Origin of the sequence: Streptomyces sp. NPDC050560, from assembly GCF_044457285.1 — a bacterium.
Taxonomy (GTDB): Bacteria; Actinomycetota; Actinomycetes; order Streptomycetales; family Streptomycetaceae; genus Streptomyces.
Map to the genome: position 1 here is coordinate 487,065 of NZ_JBITGT010000006.1, position 21,399 is coordinate 508,463.

The window sequence follows — 21,399 nt, forward strand, 5'->3', positions numbered from 1 at the left end:
CGTTTTCTTGCTGCGTTTTCTTGCTGCGCTCATCGATTTCTTTGTCTCTGTGGTGTTTTCGGCTTCTGTCACAGGGTGTCCAGGGTGGCTCGGGCGCGGCTTCCGTGTTCGAAGCAGCGCAGCAGCAGTACGGCGGCCAGGAGGTAGCCGAGGCCGACGGCGTACTCGGTGGCGCTCTGCCGCAGCCCTTCGCGCACGCCCGCGCCGGTGTCCGTGACGAAGGCGCGTGCCGCCCGGGCGGCGTGGGTGAGGGGCAGGAACCGGCCCACCGCCGCCAGCCACCCGGGGAGGGTGCCGGGCGGCACGTTGGCGCCGGTGAGCAGCAGGAGCAGCGCGCCCGCCACGTTCGACACGACGAACACGTCGCGGAAGCGCAGTCCGAGCGCGCCCAGCGCGAGGCCGAACGCGGAGCCGGACAGGGCGGCGGCGAGGAGGGCGAGCAGCAGCCCGGGGACCGCGCCCGGTGGAATACGCAGCCCCAGCAGCAGCGCGCCACAGGCGAGTACGAACACGGTGACGAAGAGGCCGTTGGCGGTGTAGGGCAGCGCGCGCCCGGTCCACAGGAGGGCGCGGCTGCGCGGGCTGAGCAGCACCACCCCGAGGGTCCCGTAGCGCCGCTCGTTGGCGACGGCCATGGTGCCGCCGATGACGCAGGCGTTGGAGACGGCGAGCACGGCGTTGCCGAGGATGTAGAAGGTGTCGTCGGCCACCTGGAGCTGGCGGCCCAGGTAGACGAAGAACAGCAGTTGCAGGACCGGGCCCACCAGCAGGGTGCCGACGAACATCGAGGGCGTCGTGCCGACGAAGAGCGCACGGTAGGAGATGCCGCCGCCGACCACCAGCAGCCGCAGGGACGCGGTGAACGCACGCACCGTCAGGACTCCTTCAGCTGAGGGCCAGGGTGGCCGACTGACGTGCCCGCCGTTCGACCCGCCCGAGGACGGCGACGGCGACGGCGGTGTACAGCGCCCCGAGTCCGACGGCCGCGGCGAGCGGGCCGAGGACGTCACCGCCGGAGGCCGCCGCGCGCAGCGCACGCGCGCCCCAGGTGGTGGGGAGGACCGCCGACAGCGGGGCCGTCCAGTGGGGCAGCGCGCCGGTGGGGGTCAGGACGCCGGACAGCAGCCAGACCGGCGCCTCCAGCGCGTTGGTCAGGGCGTTCGCATGGCGGAGCAGGACGAAGGTGCTCGCCAGCAGCAGCCCCATCATTCCCATGGCGAGCACGCATCCCGGCACGGCGGCGAGGAACAGCAGCGGGTGGGCGAAGTCCAGCGGCACGGAGAACAGCAGCACGCCCCAGAGCACCGTGGCCGCCATCGCGTAGGTGCCGATGACGGCGGTGGCCACGGTGACCGGCAGCAGCACGAGCACCAGCGGGGTGGGCGCCGCGACCAGTGTCTCCAGGGTGCCGAGCCAGCGCTGGTTCTGGACGGCGGTGCCGGAGCCGAAGAGCACCGAGGTCCAGATGCCCATGAGCCCCGCGCCCACGGCGGCCTCCAGGAGTCTGTCGGGGTGGCCTCCGGCCCGGAAGAGATAGGCGGCGAGCGTCGCGTAGACGACCGGCAGCAGGATCGCGAAGGCCATGTCGAGGGGCGAGCGCGACAGGTAGGCGACATGGGTGCGTGTCCCGACGGCGAGCAGGCGCGGCAGTCGGCGGGCGGTGGTGCTCATGTCAGCTCCCGTCCCGTCGGGGCCGCGTCCGGCGCCCCGGGGGGCGTGCGCGGGTCGCGGGCGGGCCCCGGCGCCTGCGCGGCCCCCTCGACGATGGCGACGTAGGCGTCCTCCAGGCTGGGTTCGCGGCTGCTGACGCGTCCGATACGAACCCGGCCGAGCGCCGCCAGGACGGCGCCGTGCCGGTCGGTGCCGCGGTCGCTCTGCACGACGACGGTCTGGGCCACGCCGCGCTCCTCGACCTGCACCGCGCGCACCCCGGGCAGCCTGCGGACGCGTGCCACGTCCTCCTCCCCCGCCCCGTACGCCTCGACCTCCAGCACGTCCTGGTCCAGGACGCGGGACTTCAGTTCGGCGGGTGCCCCGAGCGCCTGGACGCTGCCGCGTGCCACCACGGCGATGCGGTCGCACATCTCGTCGGCCTCGGCCATGTAGTGGGTGGTGAGCAGCACGGTGGTGCCGGTCTCCCTGAGGGTGCGGATGGTGCGCCGCAGGTCGCGCGCGGCGACGGGGTCCACGCCGATGGAGGGCTCGTCGAGGAACAGCACGGCGGGGCGGTGGAGCAGGCCGCGGGCGATGTGCAGCCGCTGCCGCATGCCGCGCGAGTAGCCCTCCACGCGTTCCCGCTCCCTTCCCGCAAGGCCGACGAGTTCCAGGAGTTCGGCGATACGGGCGCGCTGTTCGCGGGGTTCGACATGGTAGATCTCGGCGAAGTAGCGCAGATTGTCCAGGGCGGAGAGCCGGTCGTAGAGGCCCCGGTCGCCACCGAATACGTAGCCGATTCTGCGGCGGATCTGGACGGGTTCGCGGATCACGTCGTATCCGAGTACGCGCGCCGTTCCCGAGGTGGGCAGGAGCAGGGTGTTGAGCATTTTGATGATGCTCGTCTTGCCCGCCCCGTTGGGCCCGAGCAGTCCGAAAAGCTCGCCGTGTTCGATATCAAGGGACACTCCTCGCACGGCGTCGATGTCATCGCGACGGCGACGCAGCCAACCCGTCCGTGAGACATATGTTCTCCAGAGGTCAACTGCCTCGATTGCTGGCATGTTTCGACCTTAGGGACGGCATCCTGCCCCGATCAAGGAAGGACATGTGCGGATGCGGAATTCGATGGATTACGGGAGGTGAGGGCGGCGCGCCAGGGGGTGGTGTCGAGGCCGGGGTACCGGCGCTCCATTCCCTCCAGGACGTCCTCGTCATAGGCGTCGTGGCCGGGTGGGGGAAAGCCGAAGAGCGCGAGTTCGCGCGGTGTGCGGGCGGCGACGAAACGCCCCCAGGCGGGCACCATGGCGATGCGCGGGAAGCTCTGGAGGCCGAGCCAGTCGGTGCCGGCCGTGCGGTAGGCGAGGTTCATCCAGATCCTGGCGCCCTCGGGCTCCGTCATGTCGACGGCGCGGTGCCAGATGTCCGGCGCGTAGACGAGCAGGCTGCCCGCGGGCCCGGGGAGCGACACCTCGGCCCCGTACAGCTCGGGGTGGGTGCCGCGCCAGACGTGGTAGGGCACGGGTGACATGTCCCGGGTGAGGCTGCGTGACACGAGCCGGGTCGGCGCGCAGCCCTCGGTGACATCCGTCAGATAGAGGAACATCTCGACCTGCTGCGGCCGTGCACGCTTCTTGGGGACGAGCAGGGTGTGCGAGGAGTAGTCGAGGTGGAGGGGTTGCTCGTAGTCCGTCGCGCCCGTGTATTTCGCCCACAGTTGGGCCTGGTAGAGGCGGAGGTCCGTGGTGTCGAGGAGGTCGGCGGCGATATCGGTGATACGGGGGTGGACGGTGAGCCGGTCGAGTGCGTGTCCCGTCCAGGGGAAGTCGATCTGGCCCGCGAACTGTTCGGGGTTCTGCATGAAGAGCTTGTTCTTCGTGCGGGGGGTCTGCGGCGAATCGGTCGTCGCCCCGGCGTGGGTGTGGTGTTTGCGTGCGGCGTATTCGGGGCCCGAGGGGTACAACTGGGCGAGTTCCGCCAGGGCTTCTTTCAGATCCGTCTCGTTCAGGAGTTCGGGGACGAGGAAGAAGCCGTCCTTTTCCCAGCTTTGCCGGTATGCGTGCACGGGCGGCACTCCTCGGCTGTCTCGAATGGGTTTGCGGGGGGATTCTCAACGGGCCGTGTCGGCCGCTTCTCTCGGTGTTCCTGTCGCCCAGGCGTGCGTTCTCTCCACCGCGTCCGGATGGGAGAGGAGTTCGAGGGCGAGGAGTGCGTCGCGCAGTTGGGCCGCGTTCTTGGGGCCGATGACGGTGCGGGTGACGGAGGGGATGCCGAGGCAGAACGCGATCGCCCAGGACGCCTGCGGGACCGGGCCCCGTGTCCAGCCCGTCGGTGCGCGGTCGGCGCCCACGCCCCGCGCGAAGGAGCGCGCGGCGGCGCGCAGGGCGCGCCTGGCCTCCGGGGGGAGGGTGGAGCGCCAGTCCCTGCCGGATGCGGGTGGGGGGTCGGCGCGTGCCAGGAAGCCATAGGCGAGCGGCTGCATCGCCCAGACCTCCCAGCCCCGCGCGGCGAGCCGGTCGGCGGCCGGGCGGGCGACGCGGTGGTTCACCGCGTTCAGTTCGATCTGCGCGATACGGCCGCGCGGCGGCGCGGCCCCTTCGGGGCGTTCGGCGAACTCGGCCAGGGCTTCGGGGAGATGGCCCGCCACCCCGACCCGCGCGCCGGGGAAGCGGCCGTCCAGGGCGTGCAGCGCCCCGGCCAGGCCGCCGTCGGTGTAGGAGCGCGGGGGCGGGTCCTTCACCAGGATGTGTGCCGGGGGCCCGGTGAGGGCGGCGGTGTGGGCGATCTCGCGCAGGAGCCCGGGCGGGCTGAGATCGCTCGCCGGGCCCCGCGCGGTGAGCGGGCGGCCGGGCTTGGCCGCGACATGCCAGGTCCGTCCGCGGTCGGCCTGCCAGCGGCCGACCCTGCGCAGCCCCTCCCCCGCGCCGTAGCCGGGCGCGGTGTCGAGGTGTCTGAGGCCCGCCGCCCAGGCCAGGTCCATCGTCTCCAGCGCGGCGTCCTCGGTGACCTCCCCGTACGAGCGGTCGAGGGGGAGGCCGCCGCGGCCCGCGAGGCCCCAGGTGCCGAGGACCAGGCTGTCCGGCGCCGTCCTGGCGGGCATCAGGCCGCGGGCGCGTGCTCGGCGGCGAGCGCGCCCAGGATGTCGTCCCGCAGCCGGGCCAGGCTCGCCGGCGAGGGCGGCGGTGCGGTCACCTTGGCGGGCACGGCCGGTGGCAGATGGGCGTTGACGGTCACCGTGCCGTCGGCGGGGAACATGACGAAGTGGTACTCCTGCCACTCGATGCCGTACCCCCCGGGGGCCCGCAGCACCTCCCGGGAGACACAGGTGAGCCGGGGGGTGTCCTGGCCTCCGGCGTTCTCGAACCGGAGATGGTGGTACGAGCCCTGGACGAGGCGGGTGGCGAAGGAGCGGCGGTGGTAGTGCGGGCTGAGGGTGCCCGCGCGCCAGAGCGCGTCGAAGCGGTGTCTGCTGAAGAGGTTGACCCGGAGGAGTCCCACGCCGTCGCGTTCGGCGACGGTCAGGACGCGCGGGTCGACGTCGGGTGTCTCGCCGTCGTGCCGCGCCAGCGCGGCCAGTTCCCGGTCGCCGAGGGCGGCGGTGTGCTCGGTGACGGCCGTGCGCCAGTCGGTGTCCTCCCGCAGGGCGGCCGCCATCTGCGGCAACAGCGGCCGCCCGGGGTCGATGCCGTCCAAGAGCGTCGCGAGCACGTTCATACCGTCGCCTCCTGGCGCCCTTCCCGGCGCATCGCGATGATGTCGTTCTGCGTGTAGTAGCGGGCGGTCCCCTCCGCCCTGGCCACCCCGGTCAGCAGCAGTGCCCTGGCCAACGCCATCCGGGACTGGGCCTCGTCGAGCCTGCGGCCGGCGTCGGCGAGCGCTTCCGCCGCGGTGGGGGCGTCGGTGCCGGACAGTTCGTCGACGGTCTGCTCGACGACGCGTACGAACGCCTCGTTGCAGAGTGTCTCGAACCGGTCGATGGAGCGGGTGACGCCGGGGCTGCGGCCGGGGACGCTGCGCCGCCACTCGTAGGTGACGGAGGACTGGAGCCCCGCGATGACCTCCTGGAAGGGGGCGAACCTGGCGGCCGTCAGCTCGGCGACGCGCTTGGCGACGGCCGTCCTGGGGTCGAGGTAGCGGGACGACATGGTGGCGCCGTGGTCGCGCAGCGCGCCGTCGTGTTCGATGACGCGGTTGAGCGGGGTGCCGAAGTGAGGGTCGACCGCGCTGTTCACGGTGACGGGCTTCAACTCGTCGATGCTGCGCAGGAAGTCGAAGTTGGCGCGCAGTTCGGGCAGGGTGGTGCGGTGGTTGAACATCATGAAGCCCGGCTGGAACGACAGCCCGAGGGACTTGATGACCCGGACCGCCTCCAGATTCTGCCGGACCGACTGTCCCTTGCCGTACAGCCGCAGTGTCTCGTCGTCGCCGGTTTCGAGGCCGACGAAGACGTGCCGCAGACCGCCGCGTGCCAGGGCGGTGAGGACGCGCTCGTCGACGTTCTCCGCGCGGCACGACATGGCGAACCCGACAGGCAGGTCCAGCTCCTCCAGCTCCTGGCCGACCATGTGGGCGCGTTCGTGTCCTGCCTCGGTGCCGCCGAAGAACTCGTCGTCGACGATGAGGAGTTCGACGAGTCCGAAGCGCTCGTGGAGGTCCGCCATCTCGGCGACGGTGTGGGCGACCGACCGGGCGAGCCATCCGCCGTTGGCGAGCGGGCGGTCGCGTTCTAGGCCGTAGAAGCGGGGGATGCTACAGAAGGTGCAGCGGGCGTAGCAGCCCCTGCTGGTGGAGACGCAGACGAGTCCGTCGAGGTCGATGATCTCGCGGGTCAGGTCGCGGGCCGGTGGTGCGAGGGTGTCCAGGTTGTGCACGCGGGGGGCGGGTCTCCAGCGGATCTCGCCGTCCCAGCGGGCGTGGACGCCCGGCACGGTGCGGGGGTCGGCGCCGTCGCGGACCGCTTGCGCGTAGCCGACGAGGGGGCCTTCGCCCTCGCCCGAGACGACGGCGTCCACGGCCGGGTTGGCGTCGAGGACGCGGCGCGGGATGAAGGAGACGGCGTGGCCGCCGATGACGATGTGCCCGCTGTACCCGGCCTCGCGCAGGAGGCCGCAGACGCGGGCGGTCCGCTCGGGGAAGTGGTTGAGGATGACCGTGAAGCCGACGACGTCGGGGCGCTCGTCGAGGATGCGGCGTACGGTCTCCTCCTCGCTCCAGTCGTGGAGCATGCCGTCGAGCAGGGTGACGTCCAGGCCGTGGTGGCGCAGCGCGCCCGCGCAGTAGGCGATGCCGAGGCACTCCACGGGTTTGCTGAACTTGTGCAGGACGTCGACCGGCGGCCGTACGAGAACGGTCTTGCTCATGGCGGCCCCTTTCAGAAGACGAACTGGGTGGTGTGGCCGAGCAGGCGTACGGGGAGTTTCCAGGCGCGTTCGAGGTCGCCCCAGTGGCGGCCCACGAGGTCGCGGCCGTGTGCGTTGAAGCCGGTGGCGGGCACCAGGATCAGGTCGGGGGTGCGGCCGGTCCTGTGCTGGTGGCGTACGAGCGCCGCGTGGATGTCGCCCACGGTGCACATGTCCATGACCCGGATGTTGCCGCCGAGGTAGTCGTTGGTGGCGACGACGAAGTCGATGCCGTCGGCGTGGTCGGTGACGGAGCGTTCGATGAAGGCGCGGGCGGCCGGGAGCATGAGGGAGGAGGTCACGAGCCAGCTCTGCCGGGCTCCGGCCTCCTCGATCTGGCGCGCGATGCCGCGGGCGTCGCCGCTGCTGAGGGAGGGGGCGGTCACCACGCCGTGCGGCACGAGGTACTTGCCGATGTAGGGGCCCGTGTACGGATAGCGGGGCGGCAGGCCGGTGTCGAGTGTGAGGTCGAGCCGTTGTCCCGAGCGCTGCACGCGCAGTGTGACCTTGCCTTTCATCAGCATCAGGGCGCTGACCACCTCCGACCTGGTGGTGGGGCGCAGATAGCCGACGGCGCGGATGACGTCGCCGGGCCGCAGTCCGCAGGAGGCGGCGGGCGAGCCGGGGACGGTGCCGATGACGCGGGCGGCGAGCGGGTCGTCGTAGAAGAAGTTCTCCTCGTAGGCGCTGGGGATCGCGATGACGGGGACATGGGTCCTGTCGCGCATGGACTGGGCCCACTCGATGACGCTGCCCCAGAGGACGTCGGTGTCGAAGTCCATGGGGGACGGGTGGTCGCGGGTGAAGCCTGGCTCGTTGACCCGGATGAAGTTGGGGTCGAGTTCCGAGACGGTCTCGATGGTGCGGGTGAGGTCGGCGAGCGGGAAGTCGGGGGTGGCGACGAGGCTGACGCCGAACGGGATCTCGTGTTTGCGCAGTTCCTGGAGGCAGTGGAGGGCGGTCCAGGTGCGGCCGGGGCGCTCCTTCATGACCTCCTGGCGCAGCGGCTCGTCGACCGTGTTGGTGGACACCACGAAGTGGACCGGTTTGACCTGGGCGAGCTGCTCGACGATGCGGGGCGTCAGGGGGTTGCCGTTGGTCGTGAAGAAGAACGGGCGGTCCGTCGTCTGCCGCAGTGTCCGCATCACCTCGGGCAGCCGGGGGTCGACCAGGAACTCGTTCAGCTCCCACTGCGCGGAGAACAGGGCCCTGCGCTGTCCCGGCCGGTAGTAGGCCATGCGGGTGTCGAGTTCGTCGCGGGCGATGCTCTTCTTGGCCCGCGCGATGGCCAGGGTGTCGGGGTTGCCGAAGAGGTAGCAGAAGGAGCAGGCCACGTTGCAGACGCGGGCGAGGTGCTCGTAGACCTCCGAGGGGTGGCCGTGCGAGGGCACCACCCAGTCCGAGGTGCGCCGCAGCCGGAAGCCCTCGGGGCGGGTGGGCTCGCCGTTCTTGCTGAGGCGCAGGAGCGGGGCGAGGAGTGACCAGTGGCGGGCGAGGACCGGGATGGTGGGCTCGGTCTGGGACACCGAGAACAGCGGTTGCCTTCTGATGGTGGCCCTGGCGTTCTCGATGCGCTCCGCGAGGGGGTGGGGCCGGGCCAGGGGCCGTACCGCCAGCGGGAAATGGCCGGATTCGGTGAGGATGCCCGACGCGTTGACGACGGTGCCTTCGGCCGTGAGGAGGTCGGCCTCGTCGAGGACGATGTCGAGCAGCGACACCAGGTAGGTGTGCGGGTCCGGCCGCTGGTCGGTGGGGGGCAGGGGGTAGGAGAAGGTGAAGTCGCCCGAGGTGTCGGGGGTGTGCTCCCAGGAGCCGGCGGCGGCGCCGTCGCCCGTGGTCCAGTCGGCGGAGAAGAGGGGGACCTTGGCGTTCTCGGGGATGGTGAGGTCGAGGAGCGCCGTCAGGGTCTCGCCGACCGGGTCGTCCGGCACGCGCTGGAGCGTGGTCAGCGGCATGCTCTCGCCGAGGCCGTGGTCGGATGCCGAGTGCGGGTCGCGGCAGCGCAGCCGGTAGGCGGTCGGGTGCAGGGCCTCGCCCCTGTGGTCCTGGAGCGTCGCTCCGCACAGGGTCAGGCCGAGGACCGATCCGATGTACCGGTGGAATGCCGCTCGGGCCCTGGGCAGCCCGACCTGCGGATCTGTTGTCACGAGTGCCACGGGCGTCGGTTCTCCTCTTCGGCGGCGGGTGGGGGCCGCCTCCGCGGAGCCACGCGTGGTGTCTCCGCGAAGGCAGGGCGCGCCCGGGTCCGCGGACGGACCCAGGGGCTAGACGCCCCTTCAGACCATGTTGAGCGTGGAGATGTCCGCGGAGAGTGACCGCGTCAGTGCCTCGGCACGCTCAAGAAGGTCTTCCCGGGTCCAGCCCTGAGCGGCGATGAGTTCTTCGGCCTTGGCCTCGTCGCTCAGCGCCTCCATGAGTTCCTCGACGGGGATGTCGAGTTTCTCCTCAAGGACCGCAACGTTGGGAGCCATAACCCCTCCATTCGTTCGGCGAATGATTCCTTGCGTGAGCAGATTGGCACGACTTGGAAAATTTGGGCAAGAGCACCCAACCGCATCTCGCCCCGACACGGACAACACAAAAAAGGAAGGTACGAATATCGAACTTCGGGGGTGGGGAGGGGATTCAAGGCCAAGGCTCCGGGCCGGTGGGCGCGGTGTCCACGGCCGTGGCCTGCGGTGTCCAACAAGGCACTCGGACAGGGGCTTTGCGAACCGCGGAGAATGTGCCACGCTCGACAACGCCCACGGTCCACCCGGGACCGGGGGTGCGGATGCCGTCTCCCCGGCCCGGGGGAAGGGTGTCCGCAGGGTCCGCTCCACTGTCCAACTGCTTATCGCGAGCAGTTGGACAGCTCGGCCCCGGACCGGCTCGATTCCGTTCCCTCTCGGCAATGAGCGGTATTCCGCTGGACGGCCGCTCTTCCCCTCTCCACCTTTACCGTTTTCGCCAGGAGTGGCGTCATGGGTGCATTTCTGCCACCCCTTTTCCGGCCGGGTGAAAAAAACGGCCGGGACCGTCCCGGAGTGTCAGCGGGCGGGCCGCAGTTGTTCGAACCACTCGGCGATCCGGGGCATCGACAGCACCGGGGAGTCGAAGTGGCCGACGTCGCCCACGTCGGTCAGCGGGGCGGCCACGCCGTTCGCCGCGAGCTGGGCGCGGCAGTGCTCGGAGTTGGCGATGGCCACGTCGCGGTCCCCGTCGGCGGCGTAGAGGCGCACCGGCACCTCCGGTGTCCAGTCGGAGCAGGTGGTGTCGTTCTCACGCATCGCCCTCCGCAGCGCGCCCGTCGGGTGGAGAAGTTGCCGCCGGAAGCGCGGGGTGAGCAGTTGGTCCACCGTGTCGGGCAGGCCCCGGAAGACCTCCTCGTCGCTGTGGTCGCCGTCGAAGAGCGACTCGGCCGTGTCGTCGTAGGGCGGCAGGAACGCCTCGGACGGCGAGTCGTAGAGGTGGTGCAGCCGGTTCATGGAGGTGATCCAGTAGCCGAGGTAGAAGACGGCCTCCTTCGGATCGAGGGTGTCGTCACGCAACGCGGCGGGGATCTCGGCGTGTTCGACGTCGAAGGGACCGCTGACGGGGGCCACGGCGGCCAGTGCGAAGTGACGGTCCGCGTGGTCTTGCAGGGTGCGGCCGACCGCCATCGCGGCGTGGCCGCCCGCGGAGAACCCGGTCACCAGCACCCTGCCGTCCAGGGTGCGGCCGTGACCGGCGGCGAAGTTGCGTGCGGCGCGCAGCATGTCGAGCGACGCGGACGCCTCGGTCGCGGCGTCCATGTACGGGTGGTGCCCGGGGCCGGTCCCGAGGCCGAGCAGGTCGGGGGCGACCGCCGCGTAGCCGCGGCCCGCGAAGAGGACGGTCGACGCGCGTGCGTCGTTGTCGTCGACCGAGGGGCCGTCCTCCCTGGCGGCCATCGTGCCGTGCTCGTAGGCGACGAGACGTGGATGCCGGTCGGCGTTCCTCGGCAGGACCAGGAGCCCGCTGGCGGTGGTGGGTCCGCCGTTCTCGTCGACCGTCCGGTAGCCGATCCGGTACGCGTCGACGCCGTTGCGGGGCGCGGGCGAGGGGTAGTGCTGTCCGCTCAGATAGGCGGCGGTCTCGTCGGCCGAGAGCCGGGCGATGCGCTCGCTCGACACGACGCGGCCCCGCTCGGGGCCCCGCTTGGGCCCGGCCGCGGTACCGGTCTGTGCGACCGCCACCGTGCCGGCGCAGACGGCGACGGACACCGCGAGAATCCATGGTTTCTTCATGCCCCGACGCTATGAATCCCGGCGCCCCGGTCCCATCTGGCCACCTACCCGACCGTGGTGTACCTGACGACACCGGCACCCGGGCACGGGTCCGGTCGCGGCGTTGCCCGCCCGCACTCCCCCAGCGCTTCCCATTCTCCCCAGTGACTCCCCAGGGAACACGAAGAAACGGCCGCCGCCCGACGCTCTGACCTGGACGGGAGCGGCGGCTCAAGCCCGGATGACGGCGCAGGTACGTGGTCCAGCGTCCCGTGTCCTTCAGTGACAGAGAGCCAGCATCACACCGCCGGGTACGCAGTGTCGTTCCAGCTCTCTCAGCGTGCCTGTGTCGCGTATCGTGCCTGAAGTGAAGGATGCGCCCCCCGATGCCACCGTGCCGGCTGCTCTACCCTCTCTGGCCTGTGCATTCGGCCTGGGCGAGGTCCGAGGACACCAGTATCTTGCCGACGGTCTCATGAACCGGAACTGGCGTGTGGAGACGTCGACCGGCACGTACGCCGTCAAGCAGATCATCGACGTTCCCCTGGCGAAGGTCCGGCGGAATCTGGCGGCGCTTTCAGCGCTCGCCGACGACGGCCTGCCCGTGCCCGCCGCGTTGTCGGACTCCGGCAGTCGGCACGTACTCGAAGTCGGCGGCCACGGGTTCTGTGTTCTGCCGTGGATCGACGGCAGCCACACCCAGGGCGCCGATCTCCCCCTCGGCGAGGCACACGCGCTCGGTGCCCTGCTGGCCCGTCTGCACCGCAGTCTGTCCCGGCACGCGCCTGGGCCCGTCCCGGACCGCGCCCCTTCGGTGCAGGTCACCTCCGCCACCACTGCGGCTGGGGCGGCGGATGCCCTGGCGGCAAGGTTCCCCGAGGCGCCTGCCGAAGTGTTCGACAAAGAGGCGGTGGAGGCCCTGCGTGAGCGCAAGGCGCTCCTGAAGCGGTACGGCGACCGCCGACCCGCGGATGACTCGCCCGCGGGCGCGTACGGGTGGACGCACGGCGACTTCCAGTACCGCAACCTGTTGCGCCGCGGTGGCGAGGTCGTGGCCATTCTCGACTGGGACCGGCTCGCGATCCGGCCGTACGCGGAAGAGGTGGCGAGGACCGCGCAGGTGCAGTTCGGCATGGGCGGCCGGTTCAGTCTGGAGCGGGTTGCCGCCTTCGTGTCCGGCTACCGGTCGGTGACCGCACTTCCGGAAGAGGTTCTGGCAGACGCCGTGAACCGGTTGTGGTGGAAGCGGCTGACGGACTTTTGGCAACTTGAGTTCCATTTCACCCGCGAGGATCCCGCGTTCGGCAAGCTCTTCCTCTCCGACGAGGCGCTGCTGCACTGGTGGACGCACCGCCTGGACGAAGTGCGGGACGCCTTCGCGGCCGGCTAGCTTCCAGCCTCGGGGATGACGCCCGCGGCGGCCAACTCCGGCAGGCAGCGTCTCGTCAGCGGATGGGCACGTCGGCGAGCGCGTACCCCGAGCTGCTCGGGGTCGGCGGCGATGATTGCCTTCGTCCATGCCTCCGCATCGTCGGGAGGCAGTATCAGGCCACCGTCCATGACTGCCTCGGGGATGCCGCCCCGGTCGGAGCCGAGTGCGGGCAGGCCGTGGAGCCCCGCCTCGATGATCACCCGAGGGAATGCGTCCTCTACCTGGGAGGGGACCAGGAGCAGCCGGTGGGAGGCGTACAGAGACGCCATGTCATATGTACGCGGGACGTAGCGGACGTTCGGGTATCCGGTGAACTCGTCGGTCGTGTCCCACCACCCTTCAACGAGGGTGAAGAGGTGGTCGGGCAGCCGTTGAACGAGTTCGTGGACGAGAGCTGCCCCCTTGGCGGGTACCGGGTTGACCATGAGAACTCCGCCGTGGGCGGAGTCTGCACGTCCATCGGCCGGGAGCGGGGCGTCCGCTACCACCGCGGCGAACGGCGGGTAGAAGGTCACCGGCCGTGTTCCTTCGGGGCACCTCACGCGGCGAGCGACGAATCGGGACGTGACGAGTACGTCGCTCGGACCGCCGCGTAGGACGCCCGTGCCCGTGTTCGAGACCGAGTGGATCCACCCGACGACACGGCCCGCGCAGCGGTGGGCAAGGGCAGCAAGTGCCGCTGATCCCTCCTGGGAGGTGATCACGACGGCCGGGAACAACTGACGGACCATCGTGGTGAGGGCGTCCTCGATACGGTCCTGGCTGACGGCGGTGCACTGTACGCCGTTCCAGCAGTAACGGATCTGGTCGGGGGCCTTGTCCCAGGCCACGCCGTGCGCGTCGAGGTGGGCACGGAGAGCACCGGCCTGGGAGCTGCCGTCCCAGGGAGCCTCATGGCTGCCCAGGTAGACGACGTTCCAGCCGGCCCGAGCGAATTCCTCCGCGAGCAACTGCTGGGAGACCTCCGCCCCGCCGATCAGCAGGGGCGGCGGCGTGCGTCGCCACACGAAGAGCACCGTCGCCCCGGTCACTGCCCGCACCAGAGGCTGACCAGGGCCTGCACTGCCGCTGCCGTGTCTTCTCGGCTGCCGCTTCCGGGGACGACGGTGATCTCCGCGGCCACAGGTTCGCGTGCCGGTGTGCAGAAGTAGTCACGTGCGTGCGTCAGGAAGGCGGCGTCGTGGAGGAAGTAGTCCGGTTCGGCGTCCGCGTGCCGGGCAGCCTTGCGCCGCAGCGACAGGACTTCGGCGGAGGCGTCGAGGTAGATGGTGCGGTCAGGGCGCAGATGCGGCAGCACCTGCAACCGATCGCGAGCCTCGTCGTACACGCCGAACCCGTCCATCTCGTCCAGCGCGTAGGCGTGGGCCAGCAGGGTGTCCACAGACCGGTCGATGACGACGACGCCGGAACGTCCGGCCAGGCGCCGAACACGGTCCTCCTCGATCAGCATGAACGTCTCGAACGCGGCGAGTTGTTCGGCGGCAGAGGTGGTCGCCGGGCGCGGGATGTCCTCGGGGCGGGAGATGCACTTCACGTAGCAGTCGAAGAACACCACCTCCCGCATGCCAGCGGCATGGCGGAGCGCGGCTATGGCGGTGGTCTTGCCCGCATACGACGGGCCTTCGACCGCAACGATCACGGGGTGCCTCCCAGGTGGTAGTGCCGCTCGGCGTAGGTACCGGGCGTCTGGCCCCGGCCGCTTGGCGGCATGTCGGCGGCGACGGTGAAGGCGTGCCGGATGGGCCGGTACATCTTGGGTGCCGGGTGCATCTGTGAGCCGTGCATGTGCAGCAGCGTCAGTTTGTCGAGGATCACGTCGGTGATGTCGTGGGTCTCCGGCCGCAGGGTGTCTCCCGTGCGCTGTTGGAACAGGTTCCGGTCGCAGCCGGCGAGGGCGTACGTGGACCAGAAGGCAAGGTCCTCCCAGAACCAGCGGCAGCCCAGGTGCCGGGCGGCCTCGTGCACTAGAAGGTGATCGGGGTGGCGGGTCACCGCGGCCGGGGCGATCAGCTCGGCGTCCGGGAAGCGGTCCAGCACGTCGGCGAGCTCGCTGGTGATCGCTTCCAGCCGTCGCGGGTCGTACGCCCAGTACGGCGGGTCGGCGTCCTTGTGGCCCAGGAGGATCCGCTCGGCTGCCAGCGGGAGCAGCGCCTGGGCCGCTTCCTTCTCGCGCAGCCGGGAGACCGACTCCACGTCGGCGTAGGTGGCCTCCAGCGACGGGTGGACGCTGGAGGACCGGGTGAAGACGGTGATGACGGTCAGCGGACGGGGCCGGGCGAGAAAGTAGCCGGACGCCGAGAGAGCAAAGTCGTCGTGGTGGGGCTCGATGACGACCACCGGTCGCCCGGCCGGGCGGCGCCGTCGGATCCGGCACGCGGCGCCGGTCAGCGGGACAGTCAGGTTGAAGACATCGCCGTCCTGGGGAAGGGCGGACATCCATGCCTGGTGGGCGGCGTGCAGGTCGGTGGGAAACGTGTAGATTCCGACGGCATCCGGGATGGGCAGATCGGTCACGGCGTCTTCCTCCGATCAGCGGACCGTGGTGGTGTACCAGTGGCGCCAGAAGCGCCGCGACGTGAGAGCCAGCCGAGCGGTGACGGGGTTCTGCCACCACAGCATTCGTAGGCTCGACCACTGGTCGTAGCGGCGGGTGGAGGGGCGGACGCGCAGCTCATCGAGGATGACGGCCGGCCCGTCGGTCTGCTGCCCGAGCGCGGAGAGGCGTGCGAAGAACTCCACGTCCTCGCTCATGAAGTAGTCGGCGCGGTACCCGCCGACCGCCCGGAAAGCCTGCGCGGTGCAGAACTGGGCGACACCCTGCGCACCGCCGTGACGAGCACGGTAGTGGTCCCAGTAGGCGCACAGCAGACGCGCGCCGAGCCGGTGCGGGGTGTAGAGGGGAGGGATGGCGCCGCCCACGGCTCCTGCGTCCATCGCTGCGACAGATGCCGTGACGGCTTCCAGCGGCAGGGCCACGTCGGCGTCGGTGAAGAACAACTTCCTGCCCCGAGCTGCGCGGGCGCCGGTGTTGCGTACATGGCCGATGCCGCGAGCCCGTTCGGTCAGGACGCGGGCGCCGAAGGAGGCAGCGATATCCGCCGTGGGGTCGGTGCTCGCGTTGTCCACGACGATGATCTCGCCGGCCTGGCTGCTGGCCGCCTCCCAGTGCCGGAGCGAAGCGAGAACGGTGGGCAGGTAACGCGGTAAGTAGGCGGCCTCGTTGTAGGCGGGGATGATCACGGAAACCGCGGGCTCGCTCATCAGCCGTTCCTCTCCGATCGCCAGGCAGGACCACTGTTCAGCGCCTGCCGGAGCCGGGCCGCCCACAGACGCGAGTGCCGGCCTTCCCGGTACGCCGCGTAGGTCCAGCCGCGTACGGCCTGAAAGATCACGAACGCGTCCACGAGGCGGTGGTCAACCGGCCATCCGTAAGCGGCGGCCAGCAGCACACGGTCGCTGGGGGCAAGGGCGTCACAGGTGACCAGCGTCTGGGCCAGGTCGTACTCGGGGACGCATACCGTGCTCGCCGCCAGGTCGATGACCGTTTCGGAGAGACCGTTACGGCCGCTGTTCTGCTCGGACGCGCTCTGGTGGACGACGTTCTCGAAGTGCAGGTCGCCGTGGCACCACACCTGCCGGCCGTCGGCGGCACCTTCGGCGATCACCTCAAGAGCCGGGGCGAGGAGGGCGAAGACGGACGATGGGCAGTGCCGGGCCAGCGCGCTGATCTGCGCCAGGATCCCGGGCGCCAGAGGGCTGTTGGCCGGCGGCTTGATGGTGTGGAAGACGTTCAGTAGCCGGGCCAACCTCACCATGGCAGCCAACTTCGTCACCTGCCCCTCGCGGACTGCCTCTCCCAGCGTGCTGGGGCCGACGTCCGCGGTGATCAAAGCCGTGGTCCCGAGGCCGGGAATCGAGCCGCTGGCGATGACGGCGGGGACAGCGACCCGGCCGGAGGCAGCGACCGCAGCCAGCAGGCGGGCCTCATCGTCGGCGCTGTGACTGCGGCCGGCCGCAACGAGCTTCACGACGACGTGCCGCTCGTCGGACAGCGCGACGCGGTACACAGCGGTCCCAGCGTTCGTGGAGGCGCGCCGGACTTCGACCAGGCTCGTCCCCGCCAACGCGGTGCAGGCCAGTTCGACGACAGGTACGGATTCCTCGGTCATGATCCCTCCGGGACGATGTGGTCCCCGGTCCTGCCGAGGTGCCGTATGGTGCGCCGCAGATGTGCCCGGTAAGCCACGACCTCGGGCGTGTTCGGACACGAACGCAGCCATGGCTTGAGCTCGCCGACGAAGTGCAGCGCGTGCGCGTCCCGGTCGTGCAGGGGATGAGGAACGACCCGCCGAACCCAGTCGGAACGTTCCAGGAACCGGCCAAGCTCGAACCGGTTGAAGATCGGGGCGACCGAGTGCACGGCGCCCGATGCAAGCAGCCACAGGTTCAACGCGCACTGATCGTTGTGCAGGATGTACAGGCGGCCCTTCGTGAGCGCCGTGCGGACTCCGGAGCGCATGTGCCCGAGCATGCCGACTGGCGCCCACAGCATTCCGGCGTTGAAATACGGCCGACCGACCAGGTGCGGCCACCGCTCCGCGACCCCGGGCAGCGCCGGGCAGCGGCCGACGGCCGGGTTGAACTCATCCCGCACCGCGCCGACCTGGTAGGGCGGCAGCTCGTGCAGGGGAGCGCTGATGTCTCCCTGGACGAGGACATCGGCGTCCACGTAGATCAGGTACGGCCGGCCGAGGAAACCGGGGGTGAAACCGAACCGCAGATATGTGGTGATGGAGATGTACCCGCCGTCGGCCATAACGCTCTCGGCAAGCGGGGCCTGCCAACGGACGTCGAACGAACGGAAGCCGCACCGCCGGGACACCGCAGCCAAGGTCTCCACGCTCTTGCGGCTCAAATCCAGCGTCAGTATCCGGACAGCGGCCTCCCGCCGCTCTGCACGAGGCAAGTGCTCGGCGAGCGACGTCAGTGCCACCAGGGATGGCAGTAAATAGCGCTCGTCGATACACATACCGATCGCGAACACTGTGGCCTCCACATTCGGAAGAGCGAGGGAGGAGTTGGTGGCGCCTCGCTCCCCCGCCGGGATGTTGGGTTCACCGACGGGAGAGGGCTGGGGTGTTCCACGGCGAAGAAAGCGCGGACCTGGTCATCCCGTCAGCGCCGGGATGATGTCTGGCGACCAGGGCGACGCCGGACGAGCGGACGCTCACGCGGTCGCCATTCCGTCGGGCGGAAGGCGTCCAGCGGCTCGGCCGAGAGGAACGCCAGGCTCTTGGCCAGTCCCTCCATGGCTCGTTCCTGCGCCGGGATGTCACGGCGCCAGTCCCTCAAAATGCCCTTGGGATCTTGGTGTGCGTCGATCCTGGCTGTCAGCTCGGCTGACGCCCCGGGCCCGCGCGCCGATGCGCCGGTGGCGTTCGTACGTGCCGGCCGCCACTCCGACAGGAGATCTCGCCCGCTCATCGCTTGCACCTCCGCTTGGAATCACCGAGCACAACGAGCCTGAGCTGGGCAGTTGACGAGACGCCATCGATACATGCAAGGCGATGCCCACCAACAACCCAGCTTCGGTTGGCGGTTGCATCGCCACCTAACCTTGCGTCAGTGTCTACGAGTTTCATCATGCTGCGCAATACCACTTCAACATGCAATTGCAGATTTGCTTGCAATGAGGGTCCAGAAGTCGCGAGACTGGCGCCGTGACGACATCAAGTCCCGTGGTGAGGCGCAGGCGACTGGGCCAAGAGCTGACGCAGTTGCGCATAGGGGCCGGCCTCAAGGCCAACGAGGCCGCCGAACGCGTCGAGTGGTCGGCCTCAAAGCTGTCCCGTCTGGAAGCCGGGCGAACCGTCGCCCCTTCACTCGCGGACGTGATGCGACTGCTCGATCTGTACAGGGTGGCCGATCCGAACCAGCGGGAGAAGCTCGCCATCCTGACCCGCGAGGCACGGAAAAAGGGCTGGTGGCAGCTCTACAGCGACATCCCGTACTCGACATACATCGGGCTTGAGGCTGCGGCGGAATCGATCCTCACGTACGAGCACGTGGTCCCCGGCCTGCTCCAGACCCGACGGTACGCCGAGGAGATCAACCGAGCCACGGCACCGGGGCTGAGCGATGAGGTTCTGGAGCAGCGCGTCGACGTCCGCATCCAACGTCAGCAGGTAATCAGCGGCATGAGCCCGCTTGAGGTCCGGGCGGTACTGGACGAGTCCGCGATCCGAAGGACCGTGGGCGGCAAGGACGTGATGCGCGAGCAGTTGGCCCACCTGCTGGAAGTGGCAGATCTCCCGAACGTCCTGCTCCAGGTGATTCCCTTCTCAACCGGCGCCCACCCTGGGACACTGGCAGGGCCATTCATTATCCTGAAATTCCCAGATCAGGAAGACCCTGATGTGGTCTACGTCGAAGCCAACAGCGACCAGTACCCCAGCGACGTTCAGCGGTACGAGGTGCTGTTCGACAACCTACGAGCCTCCGCCGTGAGCGTCCCGCAGACGCTGGCGCTGATCCGGAACATGGTGAAGGAGCTATGAAGAGCGAACACGGCGCGGGTGTGGACCTTGCCCGCGTCACATGGCGCAAGTCCACCAGGAGCCAGGGCAACGGCGCCTGTGTGGAAGTCGCCGAGGGCATCCCCGGGGCCGTGCCCGTCCGGGACTCCAAGTCCCCGCAAAGCCCCGTGCTCGTGTTCTCGTCCACCGGCTGGTCGTCCTTCATCTCCTCCGTCAAGGCGGGTGGGCTCGAAGCCCTCTGAACCCAGGACGCAGTTGCGCTCCAACGACAAATGCGCCCCGGCCACGGCACGGGGCCGTGAGCGGGGCGCGTTGCATGCGCGCAAGCCGAGCGTCCAGAGCACGTCTCCGGGGCAGAGATGTGGCAACGCCTTCCTCGTAGTGTGGATCGAGCACGAGACCGCCAAGGCGGTTGTCGGCGCGCGTGCCGAAGTCCAGGCCGCGGACCACGGCAGCTAGCGTCGTGCCGGAGCCCACGGGCGCGACGACACGGCGAGCATCGGTGCGCGGCAAGCGGGCAGCCTGCTCGGCGACCTGGGCGAAGTAGGTGGGGTGGTCCCTACCGAAGGGCATGCAGGCCCAGCCGACCTCCCGTCCATCCTGGGATCGTGGCTTCCGTCCCTGCTCAGGGTCACAGCCGGCAGGTGAGTCGGGCTGTACGCCGGATTCTGTCGCCCGGTCGCCTCGCGGCGGCCGGGGAGACGGCCATCCATCTGGGACCGGTGTCACCACCGGCCTCAAGCGGTCTACCCGCGGACTCGGGCGGGCCGCCCTCAACCGTCCGCGCGAGAACACCCCCATTACGAGGGTGCCCCCTTCTTGACCTTGCTCCGGGTGGGGTTTACCAAGCCGCCCGGGTCACCCCGGACGCTGGTGGTCTCTTACACCACCGTTTCACCCTTACCAGACCGGCCCGAAAACCCGCCTGGCGGTCTCTTCTCTGTGGCACTGTCCCGCGGGTCACCCCGGGTGGCCGTTAGCCACCACCCTGCCCTGCGGAGTCCGGACGTTCCTCGGCCACGACCCCCACAACAGAAGCCGCACCGCGACCGCCCACCCGACTCACCTGCCCACCCCACCCTACCCGCCCACGGCCGCGCCCCCCGCCCGCGGTGGCCAGCACGGAGCCGCCGAGGATCAGGGCGAACGCCGCCAGCACGCCCGCGGTGAGCGGCTCGTCGAGGAAGAGGACGCCCGCCGCGACGGCGACCGCGGGGTTGACGTAGGTGAAGACCACCGAGCGGGTCGGGCCCACCTCCCTGATCAGCTCAAGGAAGATGACGAACGCGAGCGCGGTGCAGATCGCGCCGAGGCCCGCGAGCGCGCCCCACACCTTGAGGGGCGGCGCGGTGTCCGGCAACCCGAAGGCCGCGGCGGGCGCGTACACCACGGCGGCCAGCGCGAGGCAGGGGGTGATCTGGTGCAGCGTCGGCACGTCGCGCAGCCAGCGGGTGGTGATCAGGGGCGCGGTGGCGTAGCCGAGGGCGGTCAGCAGCACCTCGGCGAACGACCAGGTGTCGCCGCCGCCGAGGTCGGGGACGGTCAGCACGGCGACGCCGCCGAGGCCGAGCACGAGTCCCGCGAGGCGCCGGACGCCGAGGTGTTCCGCCGCTCCGCCCAGGCGCGCGAGGACGATGCCGAGGATCGGCACGGCGGCGATGAGCAGGCCCGACGTGGAGCTGGAGAGGTGGCGCTCCGCGTCGGTGAGCGTCCACCAGGGGCCGAGGATCTCGGTGCAGGCGAAGGCGAGTATCGGCAGCCAGTGGGTGCGCAGCGACCGGGCGAGGCCGGGCTTGCGCAGCGCGAAGGGCAACAGCAGCAGTGCGCCGAGCGCGCACCGGGCGCAGACCACGGCGGACGGGGAGACGTCCGCCACCGCCACCTTGATCATCAGGTAGGGGACGCCCCACAGGACGCACATCAGGGAGAACAGGAACCAGCCGCGTGCCGTCATGCCGCCAAGCGTGCGGCCCGGGAGGCCGTGGGGTCTTGAACGCTGTTGCGGACGGCGGCGGCCCCGGGGGCGCCGCCCCGCCCCCGCCTTCCGCGCCCGGGGGCCTAGGGCGTGTCCGCAAAGTCAGGGTAGCCACAGTCGTAGGCAGGCGAGGGTGACCAGGGCTTGGTAGTGGCGGGCGCGTTTGTCGTAGCGGGTG

General features: G+C 70.1%; 19 protein-coding genes, 1 other RNA gene and 1 pseudogene. 3 read left to right on the forward strand and 18 right to left on the reverse strand.

Going from position 1 to position 21,399, the window contains the following annotated elements:
* Window positions 1-68: 68 nt before the first annotated feature.
* From ACIBIW_RS16840 to ACIBIW_RS16885, 10 genes are all read right to left on the reverse strand, one after another.
* A complete protein-coding gene (locus tag ACIBIW_RS16840) occupies window positions 69-872 on the reverse strand; it encodes an ABC transporter permease (RefSeq protein WP_399336661.1) in 804 nt (267 codons plus the stop codon).
* Between the two features lie 13 nt (window positions 873-885).
* The gene (locus tag ACIBIW_RS16845) at window positions 886-1,671 is read right to left on the reverse strand and encodes an ABC transporter permease (protein ID WP_399336663.1); all 786 of its coding nucleotides are present in this window, start codon (window positions 1,669-1,671) and stop codon (window positions 886-888) included.
* On the reverse strand, window positions 1,668-2,621 hold the full coding sequence (locus ACIBIW_RS16850) for an ATP-binding cassette domain-containing protein (protein WP_399336665.1): 954 nt from the start codon (window positions 2,619-2,621) through the stop codon (window positions 1,668-1,670). Before ACIBIW_RS16850 ends, ACIBIW_RS16845 begins: the two co-directional genes overlap by 4 nt.
* A 128-nt stretch (window positions 2,622-2,749) precedes the next feature.
* A complete protein-coding gene (locus ACIBIW_RS16855; RefSeq protein WP_399336667.1) occupies window positions 2,750-3,718 on the reverse strand; it encodes a phytanoyl-CoA dioxygenase family protein in 969 nt (322 codons plus the stop codon).
* A gap of 45 nt (window positions 3,719-3,763) precedes the next feature.
* Complete coding sequence (locus tag ACIBIW_RS16860) at window positions 3,764-4,753, reverse strand: aldo/keto reductase (protein ID WP_399336669.1); 990 nt, start codon at window positions 4,751-4,753, stop codon at window positions 3,764-3,766.
* Complete coding sequence (locus tag ACIBIW_RS16865; protein WP_399336671.1) at window positions 4,753-5,367, reverse strand: hypothetical protein; 615 nt, start codon at window positions 5,365-5,367, stop codon at window positions 4,753-4,755. Before ACIBIW_RS16865 ends, ACIBIW_RS16860 begins: the two co-directional genes overlap by 1 nt.
* Window positions 5,364-7,013 carry a B12-binding domain-containing radical SAM protein gene (locus tag ACIBIW_RS16870; RefSeq protein WP_399336673.1) on the reverse strand — a complete coding sequence of 550 codons (1,650 nt, stop codon included), beginning with the start codon at window positions 7,011-7,013 and terminating at the stop codon, window positions 5,364-5,366. Before ACIBIW_RS16870 ends, ACIBIW_RS16865 begins: the two co-directional genes overlap by 4 nt.
* Before the next feature lie 11 nt (window positions 7,014-7,024).
* Window positions 7,025-9,208 carry a radical SAM protein gene (locus tag ACIBIW_RS16875; protein ID WP_399336676.1) on the reverse strand — a complete coding sequence of 728 codons (2,184 nt, stop codon included), beginning with the start codon at window positions 9,206-9,208 and terminating at the stop codon, window positions 7,025-7,027.
* Window positions 9,209-9,328: 120 nt separating this feature from the next.
* On the reverse strand, window positions 9,329-9,523 hold the full coding sequence (locus tag ACIBIW_RS16880; RefSeq protein ID WP_399336678.1) for a hypothetical protein: 195 nt from the start codon (window positions 9,521-9,523) through the stop codon (window positions 9,329-9,331).
* Between the two features lie 558 nt (window positions 9,524-10,081).
* On the reverse strand, window positions 10,082-11,299 hold the full coding sequence (locus ACIBIW_RS16885) for a dienelactone hydrolase family protein (protein ID WP_399336680.1): 1,218 nt from the start codon (window positions 11,297-11,299) through the stop codon (window positions 10,082-10,084).
* 346 nt (window positions 11,300-11,645) lie between these two features.
* Here ACIBIW_RS16885 and ACIBIW_RS16890 point away from each other — a divergent pair, with 346 nt between their 5' ends.
* The gene (locus ACIBIW_RS16890; RefSeq protein WP_399336682.1) at window positions 11,646-12,668 is read left to right on the forward strand and encodes a phosphotransferase; all 1,023 of its coding nucleotides are present in this window, start codon (window positions 11,646-11,648) and stop codon (window positions 12,666-12,668) included.
* Here the strand turns inward: ACIBIW_RS16890 and ACIBIW_RS16895 are convergent.
* Genes ACIBIW_RS16895 through ACIBIW_RS16920 form a run of 6 tightly spaced genes read right to left on the reverse strand, consistent with a single transcriptional unit; the run spans window position 12,665 to window position 17,754 of the window.
* Complete coding sequence (locus ACIBIW_RS16895; protein WP_399336684.1) at window positions 12,665-13,741, reverse strand: glycosyltransferase; 1,077 nt, start codon at window positions 13,739-13,741, stop codon at window positions 12,665-12,667. The genes ACIBIW_RS16890 and ACIBIW_RS16895 overlap by 4 nt on opposite strands.
* Window positions 13,738-14,349 carry a dTMP kinase gene (locus ACIBIW_RS16900; protein ID WP_399336686.1) on the reverse strand — a complete coding sequence of 204 codons (612 nt, stop codon included), beginning with the start codon at window positions 14,347-14,349 and terminating at the stop codon, window positions 13,738-13,740. The genes ACIBIW_RS16895 and ACIBIW_RS16900 overlap by 4 nt, the downstream gene beginning before the upstream one ends.
* Window positions 14,346-15,224: a PIG-L deacetylase family protein gene (locus ACIBIW_RS16905; protein ID WP_399336688.1), complete on the reverse strand. Its 879-nt coding sequence runs from the start codon at window positions 15,222-15,224 to the stop codon at window positions 14,346-14,348. The genes ACIBIW_RS16900 and ACIBIW_RS16905 overlap by 4 nt, the downstream gene beginning before the upstream one ends.
* Window positions 15,225-15,239: 15 nt before the next feature.
* Window positions 15,240-15,971: a glycosyltransferase gene (locus tag ACIBIW_RS16910; RefSeq protein WP_399336690.1), complete on the reverse strand. Its 732-nt coding sequence runs from the start codon at window positions 15,969-15,971 to the stop codon at window positions 15,240-15,242.
* A complete protein-coding gene (locus tag ACIBIW_RS16915) occupies window positions 15,971-16,879 on the reverse strand; it encodes an aminoglycoside phosphotransferase family protein (RefSeq protein ID WP_399336692.1) in 909 nt (302 codons plus the stop codon). Before ACIBIW_RS16915 ends, ACIBIW_RS16910 begins: the two co-directional genes overlap by 1 nt.
* The gene (locus ACIBIW_RS16920) at window positions 16,876-17,754 is read right to left on the reverse strand and encodes a glycosyltransferase family 8 protein (RefSeq protein ID WP_399336694.1); all 879 of its coding nucleotides are present in this window, start codon (window positions 17,752-17,754) and stop codon (window positions 16,876-16,878) included. Before ACIBIW_RS16920 ends, ACIBIW_RS16915 begins: the two co-directional genes overlap by 4 nt.
* 676 nt (window positions 17,755-18,430) lie before the next feature.
* Here ACIBIW_RS16920 and ACIBIW_RS16925 point away from each other — a divergent pair.
* Both ACIBIW_RS16925 and ACIBIW_RS16930 read left to right on the forward strand, forming a co-directional pair.
* Window positions 18,431-19,267: a helix-turn-helix domain-containing protein gene (locus tag ACIBIW_RS16925; RefSeq protein WP_399336696.1), complete on the forward strand. Its 837-nt coding sequence runs from the start codon at window positions 18,431-18,433 to the stop codon at window positions 19,265-19,267.
* Window positions 19,264-19,488 (forward strand): DUF397 domain-containing protein, encoded by a 225-nt coding sequence (locus ACIBIW_RS16930; protein WP_399336698.1) that lies wholly within the window; start codon window positions 19,264-19,266, stop codon window positions 19,486-19,488. The genes ACIBIW_RS16925 and ACIBIW_RS16930 overlap by 4 nt, the downstream gene beginning before the upstream one ends.
* A gap of 399 nt (window positions 19,489-19,887) precedes the next feature.
* Here the strand turns inward: ACIBIW_RS16930 and rnpB are convergent.
* Both rnpB and ACIBIW_RS16940 read right to left on the reverse strand, forming a co-directional pair.
* An RNA gene (gene rnpB / locus ACIBIW_RS16935) (RNase P RNA component class A) lies at window positions 19,888-20,311 on the reverse strand.
* A gap of 109 nt (window positions 20,312-20,420) precedes the next feature.
* Window positions 20,421-21,200: pseudogene (locus ACIBIW_RS16940) on the reverse strand (DMT family transporter); the annotation flags it as partial.
* Window positions 21,201-21,399: the final 199 nt, after the last annotated feature.

What these genes read in the sequence shown, in the direction of transcription:
- ACIBIW_RS16845 (WP_399336663.1), bottom strand. Translation starts at nt 1,671, where the DNA reads ATGAGCACCACCGCCCGCCGACTGCCGCGCCTGCTCGCCGTCGGGACA.
- ACIBIW_RS16860 (WP_399336669.1), bottom strand. Translation starts at nt 4,753, where the DNA reads ATGCCCGCCAGGACGGCGCCGGACAGCCTGGTCCTCGGCACCTGGGGC.
- ACIBIW_RS16865 (WP_399336671.1), bottom strand. Translation starts at nt 5,367, where the DNA reads ATGAACGTGCTCGCGACGCTCTTGGACGGCATCGACCCCGGGCGGCCG.
- ACIBIW_RS16870 (WP_399336673.1), bottom strand. Translation starts at nt 7,013, where the DNA reads ATGAGCAAGACCGTTCTCGTACGGCCGCCGGTCGACGTCCTGCACAAG.
- ACIBIW_RS16880 (WP_399336678.1), bottom strand. Translation starts at nt 9,523, where the DNA reads ATGGCTCCCAACGTTGCGGTCCTTGAGGAGAAACTCGACATCCCCGTC.
- ACIBIW_RS16885 (WP_399336680.1), bottom strand. Translation starts at nt 11,299, where the DNA reads ATGAAGAAACCATGGATTCTCGCGGTGTCCGTCGCCGTCTGCGCCGGC.
- ACIBIW_RS16910 (WP_399336690.1), bottom strand. Translation starts at nt 15,971, where the DNA reads ATGAGCGAGCCCGCGGTTTCCGTGATCATCCCCGCCTACAACGAGGCC.
- ACIBIW_RS16915 (WP_399336692.1), bottom strand. Translation starts at nt 16,879, where the DNA reads ATGACCGAGGAATCCGTACCTGTCGTCGAACTGGCCTGCACCGCGTTG.
- ACIBIW_RS16930 (WP_399336698.1), top strand. Translation starts at nt 19,264, where the DNA reads ATGAAGAGCGAACACGGCGCGGGTGTGGACCTTGCCCGCGTCACATGG.